The organism is Lagierella sp. ICN-221743 (assembly GCF_037890055.1).
Taxonomy (GTDB): Bacteria; Bacillota; Clostridia; order Tissierellales; family Peptoniphilaceae; genus Mediannikoviicoccus.
Genome location: NZ_JBBKBD010000024.1, coordinates 1 through 19,423, shown reverse-complemented (window position 1 = coordinate 19,423; position 19,423 = coordinate 1). Strand labels below are relative to the sequence as shown.

Below are 19,423 nucleotides of genomic sequence, written 5' to 3'. Positions count from 1 at the left end.
TAAATACGCATCAAATGTGTTTTCTGTAACATAACGATAGATATTTACTTTCTCATTTTCGTTTCCCTGTCTTACAATTCTTCCTGCCCTTTGCTCTAAGTCGGCAGGACGCCAAGGCACATCGAGGTCATGCAAAGCAATCAGCTTGTTTTGCACATTCGTTCCGGCTCCCATCTTCTGCGTTGAACCCATTAAGATACGGATTTCTCCTTTTCTTACTTTCGCAAAGAGTTCATCTTTTTGCTTATCGGAATTAGCTTCATGGATAAAGGCGATTTCTTCTTTTGGTATGCCCATTGCCACAAGTTTTTCTCTAATATCATCATAGATGTTAAATTCTCCATCTCCTTTTGGAGTGGACATATCGGAAAAAAGTAGCTGTGTTGACCTGTTTTCTTTTGTCTTATCCCAAATAGCAAATACATTTTTCACGCATACATTGACCTTGCTATCAGGATTATCAGGAAGCAGAGGATTGATTAAACGCTGATCTAAGGCAAGTTTCTTACCGTCATTGGTAATCTTTAGCATATTATCTTCGTCAGGCTCTACAACCCTATTTCTGACATCATCTGCTCTTTCAGAAAGGCTCTTTAGGATTTCCTTTTGTTCTTCAGAAGGCTCCGTCTTAATAACCTCATAGTTAGCTTCAGGTGTTGGAAGGTTAAGCATATCCGCAGTCTGAATATCAGCAACTTCCTTAAACATCGACATTAGTTCAGGAAGGTTATAGAACTTTGAAAATCTTGTTTTTACCCTATATCCTGTACCTTCAGGAGATAATTCAAAGGAGCTTTGTGTTTCTCCAAAAGTGGAAGCCCATGAGTCAAAATGCTCCAGTCCATTCTTTTTAAGGCTATCATACTGAAGATACCTTTGCATGGTATAAAGCTCTGTCATAGAATTACTTACAGGCGTTCCTGTTGCAAAGACCACTCCTTTCCCACCAGTCATTTCATCCATATATCGGCACTTCATAAACATATCGGAGGACTTAAAGGCTTCAGACTGCCCAATACCTGCAACATTTCTCATTTTTGTATAAAGGTAGAGATTTTTGTAATTATGTGCCTCGTCAATAAAGAGCTTATCTACACCTAATTCTTCAAAGGTGATGACATCGTCTTTCTTAAAATCATCATTTAATTTCTCAAGCCTTGTTTCCAGTTTTTTCTTTGTTTTTTCAAGTTGCTTTACGGTAAAATTCTGATTTCTGTCATGCTTATATTCCTCCACATAGTTTATAATTTCATCAATCTGATCTTGGATATGCTTCTCCTGATATTCCTTACTCATCGGGATTTTTTCAAACTGTGTATGCCCGATTACAACGGCATCATACTCTCCTGTGGCAATTCTTCCGATAAATCTTTTTCTGTTTTTCGGCTCAAAGTCTTTCTTATCTGCAACCATAATGTTAGCTGACGGATAAAGCTGCATAAACTCACGACCAATTTGACCTGTTAAGTGATTGGGGACAACAAACAAGGACTTACTGCACATTCCAAGCCTTTTACTTTCCATCGCAGATGCCACCATTTCAAAGGTCTTACCGCTTCCTACTACATGAGCAAGAAGGGTATTTCCTCCATAAAGGCTTCTTGCTATGGCATTTCTTTGATGAGGTCTTAAATCAATTTCTGTGGTCATTCCCTCAAAGGAGAGCTTGCTTCCATCATATTCTCTGTTACGGATAGAGTTAAAACGCTCGTTATATAACTTTACAAGCCTGTTTCTACGTTCTTGGTCGCTAAATATCCAGTTCTTAAATTCTTCTTTTAGAAGCTCCTGTTTCTGCCCTGCAAGAAGCGTTTCCTTTTTATTTAATACAGAAGTTTTCGAGCCGTCCGGATTTACAATCTGGTCAAATACCTTTGTTTCTTTTAAATTTAGAGCATCTTCAATCAGTTTATAGGCATTTACCCTTGAGGTTCCGTATGTCATCTCTGCAAGGTCATTTCCTCTGTCCCTGCTCTTTCCTTCAACATTCCATTCACTTGTCAGATTTGAAAATTTAACCTTAATATCCCATTTGGCATATCCCGGAGTTTTCAGTGTTTCAAAGATGAATTTTTCAATATCCTTATTCGGTATCCAAGTAGCTCCGAGTCTTACATTGATTTCACTTGCTTCAAGTTCCTTTGGAAGAACTTTTGTAAGCTCTGCCTTTTGATATTCCAAACGGTTCATCTCATAACTTATCAGCTCTTTTTCTTTGCCATCTTCCGCATAGCCAAGATGAGGCAACTCTCTTTCGGTTTGTCTTAACTTTGCAAGGTAGCTGTCTACAATAGCAATCTTATCTCTAATATTTCCGCTTAGATACTCATCCTTTGTTACATAGCCGTACTTATATGAATTACTGCCGTTTGCACAGGCAAAAGGTAGATCTCCATCTTCAAGGTTAAAAGATAATGGTCTATAAAAGTTTTGTTCTTCTCTGATGTTTAGATAGATTTCCCCTCTAAGTTCTTCTATCAAAGTCGGTCTGTCTTTATCTGTAAGGCTTCCCATATACTCAAAATCCACATATCCTTTTTCTGATACCGATAAAACAAGAGCTTCAAGGGAAGTGTCTACATGGTCGATAACCTTCGCCTTTGTGATTGTTCGCTTGGAGAAAATATCTCCCTTTGCTTTGAAGTTTTCTTCTTCGTCAAGTATTTCAATGGAAGAAACAAGCGGGAAGTTGCTATCCTCTTTTAAGGCTCTGGTATTAGAAAGGTTATTGACATATCCATGCTTCTTAGAAAAGCTGTCATAAATTTCATTTAGTTTTTCCTGAGCTTTCTTTACTTCATCATCTGAAAAATCTTCTTTCTGTTTGTAAATAACATCTTTTAAGGCAGCATTCAGCTCAAGGTAATCCTTGATTTTTTCTTTATTCTTGTCTGATACTTCCTTTCTAATAAAGAGCGAATTTTCTCTGTAATAGACTTCATCATCAATTAAGGTATATGAGAAGTTCTTTACATCATCGGTTGCAGGGATAGAAGTTATTTCATCATCAAGTAGCTCTATTTCTTCATAATTAGCATTTTTAGAGATTTCTTCGCTTGCTTTTGTCAGTAGCTCCTTTAAGTCTGTGTTTTCTTTTGGCAGGCAAGCTATTGTATTCCCAAATCTCCCGGATATTTCTTCCATAGAACCAAGCACCTGTTCAGGATGATCAACAAAGTATTTGTTATATAAAAGCCCGTTTTCATCTTCAGCAAGGTGAATCCAGCCCTCATCCCTTTCTCTGATACTGTCCCTTTTCTTTAGGAAGATAATATCTGAGGTTACTTCTGTTCCTGCTACGCCCTTAAAGGTATCGTTCGGAAGTCTTATCGCTCCTAAAAACTCTGCTCTTGCTGCAAGGTAGCGTCTTACACTTTCGTCCTTTTTATCCATCGTTCCACTTGATGTAATAAATGCGATAATACCGCCGTTTCTTACTTTATCAATGGACTTGGCAAAGAAATAATCGTGAATAAGAAAGTTATTTCGGTTATATTCCCTGTCATTTACCTTATATTCTCCAAAGGGTACATTGCCGATAATCGCATCAAAGAAGTTATTGGAGAAGGAAGTTTCTTCAAGCCCCTTAATCTGTATATCACTTTCAGGGTATAACAGCTTTCCAATTCGACCGCTTACAGAGTCAAGCTCTACACCATAAAACTTAGACTTATTCATTTCATCAGGGATATTGCCTATAAAGTTCCCTATTCCCATACTTGGCTCTAAAATGTTCCCCTGTTTAAATCCCATATCCGAAAGCGTCTTATACACTCCGTCAATCACTGTTTTCGGTGTATAAAAGCTCGTTAAAGTAGATTCTCTTGCAGCTTCATATTCTGCCTGAGATAAGTTCTCTTTTAGAAAGCTCCTCGCTTCTTTCCACTGTCCGCCTTTTTCTTCATCGAATACATCAGCAAGTCCTCCCCAGCCTACATACCTTGCTAAAACTTCCTGAGCGGTAATATCTAAATCTCTCTCACCTCTTTCAATTCGATTTAACATCGAGATTGCTTCAAGGTTATTGTTTAATCTCTCACTTGGAGATAACTTGTCAGGTAGCGTTTCTTCTTTAATTTGGAAGTTATGAGCCTCAGCTTTCTTTATTTCAATTTCTTCAGTTGTCTTTTCAGGACTCTGATATGTCAGATGTTCAAATATCCTCTCAAGGTCGCTTTCAAGACGATAAGGAATCACATCGGAGCCTGTTATCATACCGCCAAGATATTCTGTATTGTCCTTAACCGTTACCGTCTTTAGATTATTTCCCATATCATCAAATCTTGTGATAGTACAGTCTTTTCCCTTGTACTTCACTTCATCACCGATGATAAATACAGTTCTTTCAAGATTTACTTGTCTTAATAAATCCTCATCATCTGTAAAGGATATAATCGGAATTTGATGATTACCTTGCCTTACAGGATCAAGCCACAAATCATTTCTTCCTGTGATTTGATTTTTAGAAATCTCTCTTGCTTTGTACTCCTCATGATTAAAATAGACGGTATCGCCTTCTTTAACTGCAAACTCATCTGAAAAACTTTCCTCTTTTTCATTAAGCTCTACTTCTTCTCTTTCCTTTAGATAATCAAATAAGGAAGCCTGAAAAGGTTCTGCTTGTATGCTTTCTTCTACTTCTTCAGGTGCTTCAAGCTTTATATTATTCTCCTCAAAACTTAGCTCTCCGTTAAAGACATGATGAAGCTCCTGTTCATCCATCTGCTTTTTAAGTTCACTGTCTTTCAGTTCTCTAAAGGTCTTTGGAAAATCCTCTAAAACAAGTCTTTGGGCATTTAATTCCTTTAACTCCTCAAGATTAAAATATCCCCATTCCGGTTCGATACCTAAAACAAGTCCAAAAGCCTCTTTACTTTCCCTGTCATATTCCGTCATATACCAAGTCCAGTTACTTCTAAATGGAATAATGTATGCTGCATGAACCTGTTTGTCTGCTAAGGCTACATCTTCCTGTGCATAAAGCTCAGGCACTCGCTCAAGCATTTCATCAGTCATTAGATTATTTGAATCGTCTTTAGAGTAATAACTTGATTCTTTTTGTTCTTCTATCTCTACCTTGCTTTCAATATTTTTTTCTTCAAGATAAAGATTTTTAGAAAGCAGCTCATCTATATGCTTTGCTACATTTGACCATGTAAGAAATACATCGTTACAATGATTCTTCTGTAATTTAAGTCCCTTTGCATCGTGCCATTCATCACTTCCCTTTGCTCCTGAAACAGCATGAGAATGACCTCCGATTCCATACTCATCTTTTAAGAAATTTGCTTTTTCCTGCAAGGTATGATTTTCTTTGAAAAACTTAGTAATTCGCTCTTTTCCCTTATCGACTCCACTTCCCCTTGAAATCGTAGCAAGGACTTCATCTTCTGTAATAAAGCCATGTACCTTTGGAAGTTCGGTTAAGTTAGAAGTATATTCCTTTCTCGGAAGTTCAAGCTCCTGCAATTTTTTATAAAGGCTATCTACCTTGTGATAATGAAATCTTAGTACATCTTTGTTTTCTCTATATCCTTTCAAAAAGCGACTGTACTCGGAAATAACATTTTTTAGATAGTCAGGATTTTTAAGAGCTTCCGATAATTGTCTTGTTTCTTCCGGAAAGCCACCACCTCTTTCTATAAAGTCAAAATATCCCTGTGCTTTTCCTTCTTCGCTTAAATCGTGATATAGATACCATAGCGATTCTGACACTCTATCTCTTTCATAGTCCTGTGCTTCTAAAAGCTCTACATTTGTAGCAAACTCTCCATTTTCCAAAAGCTCATTGATTCTTCTTGCAGCATCACTCCAGCTTAAAATTTGCGTCATATCTTCTCTTGCAGAAGTTCCATAAGCTAAATGAATGCCTTTATCCGAATACCAGGAAGATACTTCTCTTTCATCAATGTAAAATCCGTTTCCACCTCTAAAGGTATCTTTAAGGTATTCTCCTAATTCTTCTACTGTTTTTCCTTTGGAAAATTCAGCAATGATAGGAAGTCTTTCGCCCTCATGGTTTCCGCCGTTTACAAGAATACTGTCAATATCATTTTGAGTAAGAGGTATTGTAAGTTTAATCTGTCCTGAGTTTTTTTCGGGTAAAGAAAAAGAAGCCTTGTCAGCTTCTCTTATCTCTTTATCCGTATTTTCTTTTAGATTTCCACTATCTCCTTGATTGTCATTTCTTTGAGGGCTGAAATCATCGCTTTGTACTGTGGATGGCTCTCGTCCTCTATCTTCCAAGCCATCATCAGTTTCGGCTTCTCTGCTCTCATAAACTCTATCGCCTGTTTCTGAGTATCCATCAGGTGTCCTATCAGCTTCTTCTCCTTGTATAGATCCACTAACATCTCGAAGTTGCTCTGCTCCTCGCTGCTTGAAAGATAATCCAGTCTCATCACTGCGTACACCGGATTCGGATATTCCTTGATGAAGTCCTCCTGTTCCTCTAACTGATTCAGTGTATTCTCTTTGATTTTCTCTATTATCTCGTCCGTACTCTCCATTTCGGAAAATTCGCTCGTTTTCACTAATTCTTTCCTGACCATCTCGTCGAAGTACATTTTCTTCTACCTCCTCTAATTCTTCTTTTATTTTATTATATCCTGCTTCTTTACCTCTTAAAACTTCTTTTTGAAGCTCTAACTCTTTGCTTTTTTGAATGGTTGCATCAATGACTGTTCCGCTAATATCCGATACCATTTCTCCAAGACTCATAAGAGAAATGCTGTCAAGCATTGCAAAATTTTCCCTTAACAGCTCCTTATCCATAGGATAGTCTAACTTAAATCTTGAAGCTACTGCATAACTCACTGAGTCCCTTGCAAACTTGGTAAAGGATATTCTGTCCTCATCAGATATTCTAAGTTCATTCATCAAGCTATCTACTTTTTCATCTCCGTAGAGCCTACTTAAAGAAAAGATATTTTCTAAGGTGCTTTCACTTTCTTCATAGCCTTCAGCTTTTATCATTTCTTTTAATACATCTCTATGAGCTTCTTTATCAAATCTCCAAAGATTTACCTCATTGACATCTCTGTTTTTGGAAACAGTCTGAGTTATGTCAAAGATATAGTCCACCTTTTTATATGTGCCATAGTCCTCTAAAATGGGGATACCTTTCTGACCTCGCATGACAGTTCGGTTAAAGTGTTCTCTCCAATAGTCAAACTTGGCACAAGCTGTCGCTTCAGGATTTTTATCATAAATACTTAACTGGCTTCTAAAATCGTATCTTTGATTATTGCCTACAACTTTTAAGAGCTTCAGATACTCTGCTTCACTCTGCAGAACATCTTGTTTTATTAGCTCCAAAATGTTATGAAAATCATTTATTCGCATGTTTACCTCCTTCTTTTTTTACAAACAAAAAAGGCGGTTAGATTTTACTCTAATCACCTTTGAATTCTGTGTGTTTGTTTACTTCTATTTTATCACTACCCATTTACCAGCTTTCGTAGAACCTTCTCTTTCTATGATTCCATGAGCTTTTAGGTTTCTTATATGATAGCGGACTCCATCTGCTGTAATATCTTGTATTTCTTCAGCAATTTGTTCAGCAGTAATATTTGGATTGCTCTCCATAAGTTTAACTATCTGAGCTTGAATACTACCTTTTTCTTTGGTAGTTTCTTTGGTAGTTTCTTTAGTAGTGCTACCATTAAACTCTTTCAAAAATTCAACATTGATCCCCATAACTGCATTTGTATAGTTATCTTCTTCATTCTCCGGATAAAATTTAAGCTCAGGAGAGTCATTTTCAAATAGCGCATCTTTCGCACGCCTTATGCCTGAACCGTAAGACTCTATTAAGTTAAGGGAAAAGAACATATCTTTCAGCTCTTTATTAAGATATTGCCTTCTATCAAAACTTCTATCTCTATTAAGTGCTTCGATTGTTACCGGCGGGAGTGGTCTATTATGGTTCACAAAAGAAATTCTGTCTTTGTATATATAGATACCTACATACTCAGGCGTATCATATTCCTTGTGTAAGATAGCATTTGTAGCAAGCTCCTCAAATGCTGTAAGCGGATAGTTAAAGATAATTTTATGCTCGATTTTATCAGCTTCCCTTATTGTATATGAAGCCATGATATTATCTTCAAAATACTTGCTGACTTGTTTTGCTTGTATCCAAACAGGCCCATCAAATCTTTTTGATTCCATTTTATCCGTTCCGTCAATTTCTCTTATAACTTCAACATGGGCATTTGGAATAAATTTATTTGGTGTTTCTGCAAACATAAGCACAGCAAAATTCTTGGCTCTATAACCTCCGTACTCACTTTCACTTACAAGTCCCATACTCTTTGCCATATCAAGTTTGGACATCTCTCTAATATCTTTTTTCGCTCCCGTTTGAAGCAGATACTCTTTCATATACTCATAGCTTAAGTCATCTATGGTTGCTGTATCATTGAGGTTAGAGCTAAAAGAAAAGCCTGCAAATTTCTTTAATAACTCAAATTCTTCCGTAGGGTTAGGAAGTCTTGAATCTCTCCCGACTCTGATATATCTTCCTGCCTTTAATCTGATATTTTTGTCTTTTTCTGCCTTTTCACTTGTCTGAAACGGTCCACCTGAAGTGCTTTCAACAGCAACAACGATATAATACATATCATCAATCGTATCTGAAATAATATGATAGGTGATTTTAGGATGAATGTTGGAAAGAAGTGATTTTAATTCATTTTCAATGCCTTCAAGTTTTGATTCTGCTACCCCTTCAATCGGTCTCTTGGGAATTGCCTTATCACCGGTTTCTTTATCATCTACTTCCTCTATACCGACAAACAACAAACCAATCTCATTGTTCATATAATTGTTGGCAAAGGCACAAGCAGTTTTTAGAATTTTATCTTTAAAATTTGCCGACTTTTTATATTCAATAAAACTGCTTTCTATATTTTGGTTTTCAAGAATGTTATGAGCCATTCTCTTTATATCTAAAAGCTGCATAATACCTCCTCTTTTCAAAAAATCTATTATTATATTATAGCATTTTTAGGGCATTTTTTCCACCTTGAAATTGGTAGTGTTTTACTTGCTATAAGTTGAAACTACTTCTTTTATCTCATTTTCAATCGCCTCTAAAAATTCTTTCTTTGAAGATTTTCCCTGTGCAATATCCGATAACTCCATTTCCCACTTTGCTGTTGTTTCTGCCGATTTAAAAGTATCGGCTACAATCGTTATAAGGCTGATTCCCTTATGTGTAGCAATAAGGTTCTTTTTATCTCTTTCTACAAATCCCTTGAAAATCAGATTTTCAATAATCCCTGCTCTTGTTGCAGGTGTTCCAAGTCCTTTTCGCTCAACCTCTACTCCTTTTTCAAGTGCATAATTTCCTGCAAGCTCCATAGATTTAAGAAGAGTATCTTCAGTAAAGTGTTTCGGTGATGTTGTATACTTTTCTTTTATTTCTTTGTTTTCAATGCTCAATACATCACCAATGTTCACATCAGGAAGTGCCACATCTTCATTTTTCTTAGACTTATATTCTTTAAGATATTTTGTAAAACCTTCATCTTTAATTGTCTTGCCTGAGCTTATAAAAGTAAAGCTATCAAATTCAGCTACAATCTTCGTTGTGCTTTCCACTAAAGGATAGCCCACACTTGCGTGGAATTTATCGGATATAAGGAAGTAAACTTTAGCTTCACTTAAAGGAAGTTCTGAAACATCTTCTTTTAAGGAACTGATTGTCGGGATAATAGCATGATGATCTGTAACCTTTTTAGAATTAAATACCGTCTTGATACGCCCTGTGTCAAAATCATTCTTTCCTAAAATGTTATTAACCGTACTTACAATCATATCTTCAGTAAGGCATCTGCTGTCTGTTCTTGGATAGGTAATCAGTTTCTTTTCGTAAAGACTTTGAGCATAATCAAGTGTCTGCTTAGCTGAGTATCCAAAATATTTATTGCACTCTCTTTGAAGTGTTGTAAGGTCAAATGGCAGCTCAGGCTTTGTTATCTTTTCCTTTTGAATAACATCGGTAATTTCTATCTTATCGCCTACTAAATTTAAGAGCTGTTCCGCTGTTATTTCATCATCAATTCTATCTGTTGATAGTGTAAAGCCATTAAGGCTTAATTCCACTGTATAATATTTTTCTTTCTTAAAATTTGCTATCTCATCATCTCTATTTACAATCATGGAAAGGGTAGGTGTTTGAACTCTGCCCACACTGTAATTTTGCTTGTATAGACACGAATACAGTCTGCTTAAATTCATTCCCACAAGCCAATCTGCTATTGCTCTTGCTTGTGCAGACTCAAATAGATTATCGTAAGAACTTCCATCTTTTAGGTTATCAAAGCCCTCTTTTATGGCACTATCTTCCATTGATGAAATCCAAAGACGCTTCATTCTCTTTTTACAATTTGCCTGATTATATACAAGCCTGAAGATGGCTTCTCCTTCACGCCCTGCATCGCAGGCATTTATCACGATGTCTATATCCTTATCATTCATCAGCTTTTTAAGAATCGTAAATTGTTTCTTTGTGGACTTTGCAATCTCATACTTATATTCCTTTGGAATAATCGGTAAATCCGCCATATTCCACTTAGCATACTTTTCATCATAGCTTTCCGGATTTGCCATTTTAATTAAATGTCCAACACACCAGCTTACCTTATATCCGTTTCCTTCATAATATCCGTCTTTCTTCTTTGTTGCTCCGATCACTTTTGCAATAGAAATTGCAACACTTGGCTTTTCAGCAATTACTAAATTCATCTATTTTTTCCTCCTGTTTTTCAAAATAATAGGGCGGAAGATGTTACTCTCCCGCCCTGTCTTTTGCACCAAATATTGTATAGTTTTGGGTGCAAATTTATTCCAATTCATCTTCTTTATCTTCTGTTTCTGTTTCATCTACTTCATTTTCACTTTCTTCTGCCTCTGAAAAGAAATCATCATCTTCCTCCTCAAAGCCTTCAAGCTCCTTATCTTCTTTTTTCTTAACGACCTTGAAATAATATCCTGCACCTAATGCTCCTGCTACTACAAGAATGAGAATTAAGTAGGTTCCCATATTGCTGCTTTCTTCTTTTTTTACTGGCTTAGGTTCTTCTTTTTCAGGTTCTTCCTTTGTAATTTCCTGTTTTGGAGCTTCTTTCTTTTCAACCATATTAAGAAGATCATCTTCGGATACTTCTGTTAGGAGCATGACATTTTCGCTATCCTCATCGTGATTGATGATTAAATGAAAGGTCTTGCCATTCTTAGTAGTAAAGGTAACAAACTGTCTTGCATCCGCTGAATACATATCCGTTTCTTTATTATCTTTACTGTCATTATGGTGTATTGGATAATCCTTGTTCGCATTATCCTTATTTTCCGTAACAGTTCCTCTTGCCTTTGATGGTGCTGACGCAACTCCTTTATTGGTATTTACATTCTTACTTGAACCATCTAATGAAGAATCCTGACTACCATTATTAGCGGGCTGTTTCGGTGTCAGCTTATTGGGATAACGAACTTCTTTTTCTTTGTCATTATTCTTACCAATATTTGTGTCCTTTGTAATCTTTCCTGTATTATCCTGTGATGATGAGCCTTTACCCGTATCACTTACAGATGTTTGAGGAAAGTTTCCTGTTCCTGTTTTCATTCCGGAGATAGGGCTGATTGGTGTTACAGTAGGATTATGCGTAACTGTAGCCTTGCCAACCTCATTCGTCTTTTTCTCAAGCTCCTTAATTTTCTCAGTTAGCTTCTCAATCTCCTTTTTCATATCCGCCGATAAATCCTTATCGTCTTTGCCCTTTTCAAGTTTTTCCTTCAGCTTATCTATTTTTTCCTCAAGGTCTTTGATTTTCTCCTTTTGCTTGTCGCTTAATTTATCCTTGTCCTTAATCTCCTGATTTAGCTTATCAAGTTTTTCCTGAAGTTCCTTAGATTCCTTTTCCATTTTGGAAATATCATCTTTGCTAAGCTCTGTTTGAGTTCCCTTATCTTCTGTTTTTGGCTTTTCCGTCTGCGTCTGAGCATTACTTTCTAACTTCTTTACAATTCGGATAATACTATCGCTTCCATCTCCTTTTACTGTATAGTTTACAAAAGCGTCATTAAAGCTCATATTATCCGGAAGCATTTCAAGATCAGAAGCGTCAATCACCTGATTTTTATCAAAATAAGCTGAATACTCCTTATATACCTTTCCATCCTGATATTGATATTTGACCTTTACTTCACTTTTTGTCTGACTTTCCTGATCCTTTGTATCCTTATTGTCTGTTTGAGCTGACGCATTCGCTACCCTCTTATATAAATTCTCTAAAGGTAATTCAAGGTATGGTACACCGGTATGAAATCTATTCCATGTTTCAATAATCAGCTTGTCTTTAACAATCTTGATTTCTTTTACATTGTTGATATTGGGATTTGCTTCTTTTACTCTGCCAATAATAGCGTTCTTTGTTTCCTCTTTAAGCTCTCCCTCATAGTCAACTGTTACTTTCTCAATATTTCTATTTAACTGTAGAACAGGGCAGGTATAGACAATGACATTTGCTTTCTTTCCTTTTACAGTTCGTTCTTCTGCATTTTCTGTAATATCTCCAATATAGTAATTATCTTTATCTCTTGGAGAAACGATACTTGTAAAAGCACCTGTCCCTACATTATGAATTCGATAATAAGGATAAGTTTTCTTTGTCATATATCTTAGATCATCTAACTCATTTTCCTTGTCCATGTTCTCATTGGTAAAGGTTTCATTATACTTATCGACAACTACACCGCCCTTTTCTTCAAAGGATTTTGATAAGGAAAACTTAAAGTTCAATGGCTGACCTTCTTTATTTTCTTTTCCGAAATAATAAAATCCTCTAAAGGTGTCATCTGAAGTATGATCCTCAAATTTCAGTTCATAATATGTTTCATACTTTTCAGGCGGTTCATTTGACGCAAATACTGTCTTTGCACCAACTTTTAACACCCCTAAAACTCCACCCATTAAGAGGGCAAAAGCTACAACAATGGCTGTAATTCTTTTATTTTTCAAACTGGTTTTCATTTGTTTTCTCCTTTTTCACTTCTGCTTTTTCTCTGTTTACCTTTGCCATCAGATCAGAAATTGTAATGTTATTCTTTCTGAAAATGGCAATAATTTCTTCGTTTTCAAGTTCTTCTTCACGAATGAACAAAGGCTCCAATTCTTCATCAATCAGAGCCTTTTTATCCTTCAACTTTTTTATTTTATTTTTCACTAACGTTAATTCTCGTTTCACATTGTTACCTCCTATTTCGTTACGTTTGGTGGAAATCCAAATCCTACGGGATGATGTTTGCAGAAAGACGCAATCCAATTGTCTATAGTGGTTACTCTTATTCGTCCAATATTATCCATAACTTTGCCATCGCCTATATAAATTCCTACATGACCATAGGTAAGTCCTGCTGTACTTCCGCTACTACTGCTTTCAACTGCAACAAGCATTCCTACCTTGAGTTTTGATTTATCTGATGTAAAGGTGTAGTTTCGGTACATATCACAGGCATTTCCTCCGATATATCCAAGTCCTGCATTTTGATAGACCTGCGATACCCACATAGCACACCAGCCTGCACCCGGAGATGGCGTAATGTATGCAGCATTTACAATCTTCTTTTGAACTTCCGTAGAAGCCTCATACTCTTTTCCACCTCCAATACCTCCATTTGAAGCAATCAGATCGCTATTGCCAAAGGCTTCTCCCATATTGCCTTGAGCAAGGAATAAGGCTTCATAGTGTTTCAGATTATCAGGATAGTTCGCAAAGACTTCTCTGATGATACTGTCCATTTCCCTTTTATGAAGGGTTACAATGAGTTTCTTGTACTCGTAAGGTTCTTCATGGCTTTCGGTATATTCATTTCCATCTTCATCGGTATAGGTTTCTGTAACTGTCCTGTATCTGATTTCTACTTTTTCCTTATACTCAAGGTCATACATGGACTTAAAAAGCTCATTTAATACGGAGCTTACTTCCGATACATTCTTTACTTCTCCGCACCTTGATGTAATGTAGGATAAAAGCTCATGGACATTATGACCGATGTACTCTGTGTTATTTAGGATGTACTCGTCATATCCGGGATAATTCTCTTTGACATGATCAACCTCGTTTTGAAGCTCACTTTCCATAGCGGAAAAGTTCTGATTGATTTCATTTAGGACATTTGGCTTTGACAAATAGCTTGTTGTAAGAACAGAACTTGTGGAGTTCATAAAGCCTGTCATTCCCGTTCCTGCAAAGTTGATAAAGAAAGTTCCCAAAATAATAAGACCTATGAAAATAATCATAAGTCCCTTCGCTTTTCTTAATATAACTTCCTTTGAACTTTTAAGACTTCCTATAAGCCCTTCCTTAATGCGATCTCTAAGCCTTGACTTATTCTGCCTTTTAATGGAATCTTTCATCTGCTTTCGCTTTTGAAATCGCTTAAAGTTATTTGCTTTTTGATACTCCTGTGTCTTTTTTAGCTCCTCTTTGGCATCTCGAAATTCAAGTTTGGATTTTCGCTTTCTGATTTTATAGTCCTTATTCGTAAGGTCATATCCTTTTTTTGCTCTTTTCTTATCTGAATAGTTCTTAATGCCATGAATGAGTTTTGAGCTTGTGTCGGCTGTTTTTTCTCCTGCCTCTACCCCTTGATTTTCATCACTTCCATGAGATAAATAATCTCTTACGGTTTCACTTCCTTTGGCAAGTCCTGATAAAGCGGACACTTTAGAAGCCTTATCCCTAAAAGTTCTTTCCTGTTCTTTAGAAATCCTGTTTTTCTTTTCTCTACCAAGAATGGCTTCTTTTCCGCTTTTTTTACTGTCCGCCTTTTCCTCTTTGGCTTCTTTGTCCTTTTTTCTGGTATAGAGCTTATCGGAATAGTTTTTTTTCTTATATTTTTTCTTTTGAGCCTTTTGGCTTTTTGAAAAGCCTTTTGTATCTTCTGCTTTACGATGAAGGTTGTCCTCTACATCATAGGTTGACTCAAAATAGTCGCTATCCCTAAAGTCATTGTCATATCTGTCTATAATCCCGTCATTGTCGAGGTCTTTTCCTAAAGGATCATAGATTTTTCCATCTTTAACCTCAGTATCATAATCTGCTTTTCCGATTTCTTTTTGACTTACACCTCCTGTTTCAGTTACAGAAGCTACGCTGTCCTTATCCGAAGCTCTATACTTTGCATTTCTTTTGGAAGTACCTCTAATCAGTTCAATGTCAGAGGTCATTTTGATTGTTTTCTCATGCACCTTATCTTGAAATCGGTCTTTATCATGGACAATTTTTCCTCTGTAATCATCATTATGCTTTAACTTACTTTCTTCAGGCTCTATACTGCCATTACTTTGCAGCCTTTCCTTTTCAATCCTTGCCCTTTGCCTTTCCTTAAAGTCCTTTTTCAGTTTCTTTCCCATAAGCCTACCTCACTTCTTCAGGCTTGGTTGTCATCTTCTGATAAAGGATTGTGTCTTTCGGGAACTTATCAAGGAAAGGAACAATGGTATTTCCAAAGAACAAAAGTCCTTCTCCTGCATTGGAATTGGTTACATATTTTAGCTGTGGCTGTGAGATTTTAAGTTTCCTTGCTAAAATTTCTCTATCGCCTGAAGCCTGATTAAGCATTAGCACAAAGTCCGTATTATCAAAGATATTTTCAATTTCCTTACTCATCAGTAGGTCTTTGACATTTTGTGTAATACCTGTCGGGATTCCTCCCCACTTACGAAATCTTTTCCAAATTTCTACGGAATAGGAAGCTGTCTGCTCATCTTTTAACAATAAATGAAACTCGTCGATATAGTACCTTGTAGCCTTATTCCCTCTGTTTTGCGATACCTTATTCCATACCTGATCCTGAATAACGAGCATTCCAATTTTTTTAAGCTGCGAGCCTAACTCCTTAATGTCAAAACAAAGTAGCTGCTTATTTAAGTCCACATTGGACTGATGGTTAAATACATTAAGAGAACCTGTTACATAAATCTCCATTTCCGTTGCCAGTTTTTTTCCGACTTTTTCTTCCTGATTTTTTAACATATCATATAGGTTTTGAAGAATGGGCATATTACAAGGCTTTGGATTTTCAAAATACTTTTCATAAATCTTAGGTAGGCATCTATCTATAACCGATTTTTCTTCTGCTGTAAGACCACTACCACCAACTACTAATTCAAGCATCGACATAATGAAGTTTGCTTTATCTTTCAGTGGTGCATCCCCATCGCCATAGTTCATATTTATATCTAAAGGATTTAGATAGTCTTTTGACTTACTGCTAACCTTTATGACTTCTCCTTTAAACTGACGCACAAGGTTTCCGTACTCGCCTTCCGGATCGCAGATAATCACATCATCATCCGTTGTAAGAATGGCATTTGCCATTTCTCTTTTTGCACTAAAGGACTTACCACTTCCCGGAGTTCCGAGAATTAGACCGTTTGGGTTTTTCAGTTTCTTTCTATCTGCCATAATCAGGTTATGACTTAGGGCATTTAGTCCATAATACAAACTGTTCGCCGAATTTATGAAAAGCTCCTCTGTGGTAAAAGGCATAAATACTGCCGTAGATGATGAGGTTAGTCCTCTGTCAATTTCAATCTTATTTACCCCAAGAGGAAGTACACTGATTAAGCCCTGCTCTTGGGAATGGTCAAGCCTTTTTAACTTGCAATTATGCTTATTGGCAATAGAGCTGATTTGAGAAATGGTATTGTCCAGCTTTTGGATTGTCCTTGCAAAGTTCATAAAGATAATGGTTACAACAAACATTCTTTCATCTCTTGTCTGAAGGTCTTTTAAAAGACTTTTTACATCTTCTCCATAGGTAATTAAATCACTTGGAAGAATGTCCATATCATATCCCGACCTTACAGCCTTTTTGTTTTCCTCAATCTTCATCTTGTCAATATCGGTATTTTTTCTTTTAACCATCTTGATGGCTTCCGATTGTTCGATTGCCTTGATATGAAAAGAGATATTGATGTTATCGTCTATATCCAAAAACTCTGCAAGCATACGGTCTGAAAGCTCACTTGCAAGGATTTGAAAATGACTTGCTGCTCCGATAAATTTTCCAAACTTAAAATACCTTGACGGTGTAAAGTTAAATTCATCAGGAGCAATGTATGTCTTTGTGCTTTCTTTCTTCTTTAAGTCCTTATATGAAAATTCAAAGGTCTTATTCGGATTTAAAACATCATGAAGTATCTTCAGCCTTTCCTCTCCGTTCAGGCTTTCTGCTCTTACTCCCATACTTTTAAGACTCGATAATATATCTATCTCCAGTCTTTCCAGTTTTGATGTTGCCTGCTCTAAATTATCCGCTTCCACTGTAAAGGTTACATACTTTGATTTTTTCAGTCCGTTATTTCCCTTTACAATCTGACTTTTCAGCATTTCTCTAAACTCAAGGCGAATATCGTCAAACCCGTCCTTTTTATCCGGTATTTGAATTGCCGATTTCATTTCTTCATTTCTGCCAAGCTGATTAATATATGAAAACTCTATGCTGACACTTGGATCAAAGGAATTAAGAAAATTTGCAAACTGATTAAAAATCAAATCCCTATCTTCTTCTAAAGCAAGCTGATAGTTTATATCCTCAAAGACGATACTCTTATTAAAATGCTTTTCATCAATCTGACATATCCCGCTTTTTAAGAGTCTAAGATAGGGAATGGTATCTTCAACAGTGTATCTTTTCGGTTCTTTCCTAAAGATAAGGTCAAGTAATCCGCCCCTGTCTTTTTTAGACTTTCCCTTATTTTGCTTTAAGTCCTGTTTTTGACTTCTTAACTTCTTTTGGTTTTGTTCTAACTTTAGCTGCTGAATCTTTCTTTTGTCTTTCAAGGTAAACCTCCTTTCTCACTCTTTTTTGTGGCTGATAAAATTTGTGAAGGTAAATATACTTAAAATATTTCTCAAAGCTAAGTCCGTCCTTTTCAAAAAGAGTGATAAAAAATATAGGGAGAGTGGACACAATGAGAAAGATGACTGCTATATCATTTGGAACGACCTTTCGCATAAATAAATAGATTGGTATTCCAATCAGTCCTGCAATCGTAAAACCTATCAGTTGTCTTTTTGTAAGGTTAAATGCAACCTTTGTTTTTACCTTCTTTAAGTCTTTTGGGATAGGTACATACGCCATAACTTACCTCCCATCTTCTTTACCCTTTGAAAGCTCCTCTATATGCTCATATACGGAGCCGATTTCTTCCTGAATACTTTCTATCTGTTCATTTGTACTTCTGTTATATCTTTCCTGCATTAGACAAAAATCATTGTGGCAGCGACCGATGTCCTTTGTTCTTTCTTCCAAGTCATTCACTTTGCTGTGAAGCCTGATTCTATCCATCACTGCCAAAATACCTGTTCCAACTGCTACTGCTATCAATACTGTTTTTCTTTTGTTCATCATATATTTCCTTTCTTTTAGTGTGCATTTAATACGCTTTTGGCCAGTGTTCCGCTCTTTAGCATCATTAACCCCAGCAAAACCGCATATCCAAGTATCGTAAAGGTACTTGTGTGTATATCTGTTATCTGTATTGTCTTAACTAATACTGCGTATATTCCAAGACAAACCATTAAAAAGAGTCCTTGTAATCCTATGGCAAATAAGCCTTTGATATAGTTAGTTCCGATTTGTCCCCACTCTTTGTTTCCCATTGTGGCAAAAGGAATGGCTGAAACGGATGAGTAAACATATATCTCAAACATTCTGCCGTATACCACAAGCATAATCACAATGGAAATGACCTGTATTGCCACCTTTATGAGCGAGGTTTCAAAGAGTATCATGACAAGCTCTCCAAGACCTTTATCTTTTAAGCCTTCTACCATCGTTACAATCTGATCTCCGGAGATAACGGCAGAGGTGTTAATTACCCCTGCCGCTTTATTTACCATGTGCTGTGCCACATCAAAGACTGCCATAGAAAACTGAAAAGCATGGGACACTAACCATACGGCAATCCACATCTTTATGATGTACTTGAAAAATTCAAAGGTATCTGTATCGTGCATATTGTTCTTTTGCATAACCATATTAATAAGCTCGATACAAAGGACTGCCGTTATAATTAGACCTGCTATGGGGATAATGACGGAATCGTTAATGCTTTTAATAAAACTGAAAACCTGTCCGTTCCACCCCATTGGTGTCTTTCCCACATCCGTTGCAATCGCACCAACTTTATCGTTGATGTCAAGAAACATGGACTCTAAGTTTGCTTGGATACCGCCCAGTAGAAGATCTTTGAAAAACTCCTCTATCTTGTCGAATATCCCAAACATTTAATTTCTCCTTTTCTTCTTACTTGAGTACATTTGCAAGAAGCGGAATCAGCTTTAATCCGATTAAGACGATACCGCCTCCCGCCATAAGCTGCTTAATGCCCTGAGATTTTGCACCC

At 36.5% G+C, this 19,423-nt stretch carries 11 protein-coding genes; all 11 read right to left on the bottom strand.

The genetic code is table 11. The features are described from left to right. On the bottom strand, nt 1–7,344 hold a 7,344-nt coding region (locus tag WKS98_RS09020), incomplete at its 3' end, for a helicase-like domain-containing protein (RefSeq protein WP_498918689.1). Between the two features lie 84 nt (nt 7,345–7,428). Further along, nucleotides 7,429–8,964, bottom strand: a complete 1,536-nt coding sequence (locus WKS98_RS09015) for an AlbA family DNA-binding domain-containing protein (protein WP_003059715.1) — start codon at nt 8,962–8,964, stop codon at nt 7,429–7,431. Between the two features lie 81 nt (nt 8,965–9,045). Next, the gene (locus tag WKS98_RS09010; protein ID WP_498918687.1) at nt 9,046–10,752 is read right to left on the bottom strand and encodes a DNA topoisomerase 3; all 1,707 of its coding nucleotides are present in this window, start codon (nt 10,750–10,752) and stop codon (nt 9,046–9,048) included. Between the two features lie 97 nt (nt 10,753–10,849). After that, on the bottom strand, nt 10,850–13,036 hold the full coding sequence (locus WKS98_RS09005; protein WP_498918685.1) for a CD1107 family mobile element protein: 2,187 nt from the start codon (nt 13,034–13,036) through the stop codon (nt 10,850–10,852). After that, nucleotides 13,014–13,250: a conjugal transfer protein gene (locus tag WKS98_RS09000; protein ID WP_498918683.1), complete on the bottom strand. Its 237-nt coding sequence runs from the start codon at nt 13,248–13,250 to the stop codon at nt 13,014–13,016. The genes WKS98_RS09005 and WKS98_RS09000 overlap by 23 nt, the downstream gene beginning before the upstream one ends. 11 nt (nt 13,251–13,261) lie before the next feature. After that, entirely contained in the window at nt 13,262–15,421 is a 2,160-nt protein-coding gene (locus WKS98_RS08995) for a CHAP domain-containing protein (protein WP_498918681.1), read from the bottom strand. 4 nt (nt 15,422–15,425) lie between these two features. After that, the gene (locus tag WKS98_RS08990; protein ID WP_065355196.1) at nt 15,426–17,855 is read right to left on the bottom strand and encodes a VirB4-like conjugal transfer ATPase, CD1110 family; all 2,430 of its coding nucleotides are present in this window, start codon (nt 17,853–17,855) and stop codon (nt 15,426–15,428) included. Continuing rightward, nucleotides 17,767–18,156, bottom strand: a complete 390-nt coding sequence (locus WKS98_RS08985; RefSeq protein ID WP_000332197.1) for a PrgI family protein — start codon at nt 18,154–18,156, stop codon at nt 17,767–17,769. The genes WKS98_RS08990 and WKS98_RS08985 overlap by 89 nt, the downstream gene beginning before the upstream one ends. A gap of 3 nt (nt 18,157–18,159) precedes the next feature. Beyond that, complete coding sequence (locus tag WKS98_RS08980) at nt 18,160–18,423, bottom strand: hypothetical protein (protein WP_019117894.1); 264 nt, start codon at nt 18,421–18,423, stop codon at nt 18,160–18,162. 17 nt (nt 18,424–18,440) lie between these two features. Next, nucleotides 18,441–19,304 (bottom strand): VirB6/TrbL-like conjugal transfer protein, CD1112 family, encoded by an 864-nt coding sequence (locus tag WKS98_RS08975; protein WP_000466901.1) that lies wholly within the window; start codon nt 19,302–19,304, stop codon nt 18,441–18,443. Nucleotides 19,305–19,323: 19 nt separating this feature from the next. Next, nucleotides 19,324–19,423, bottom strand: a 100-nt coding sequence (locus tag WKS98_RS08970) for a Maff2 family mobile element protein (protein WP_243123086.1), incomplete at its 5' end; no start/stop codon positions are given.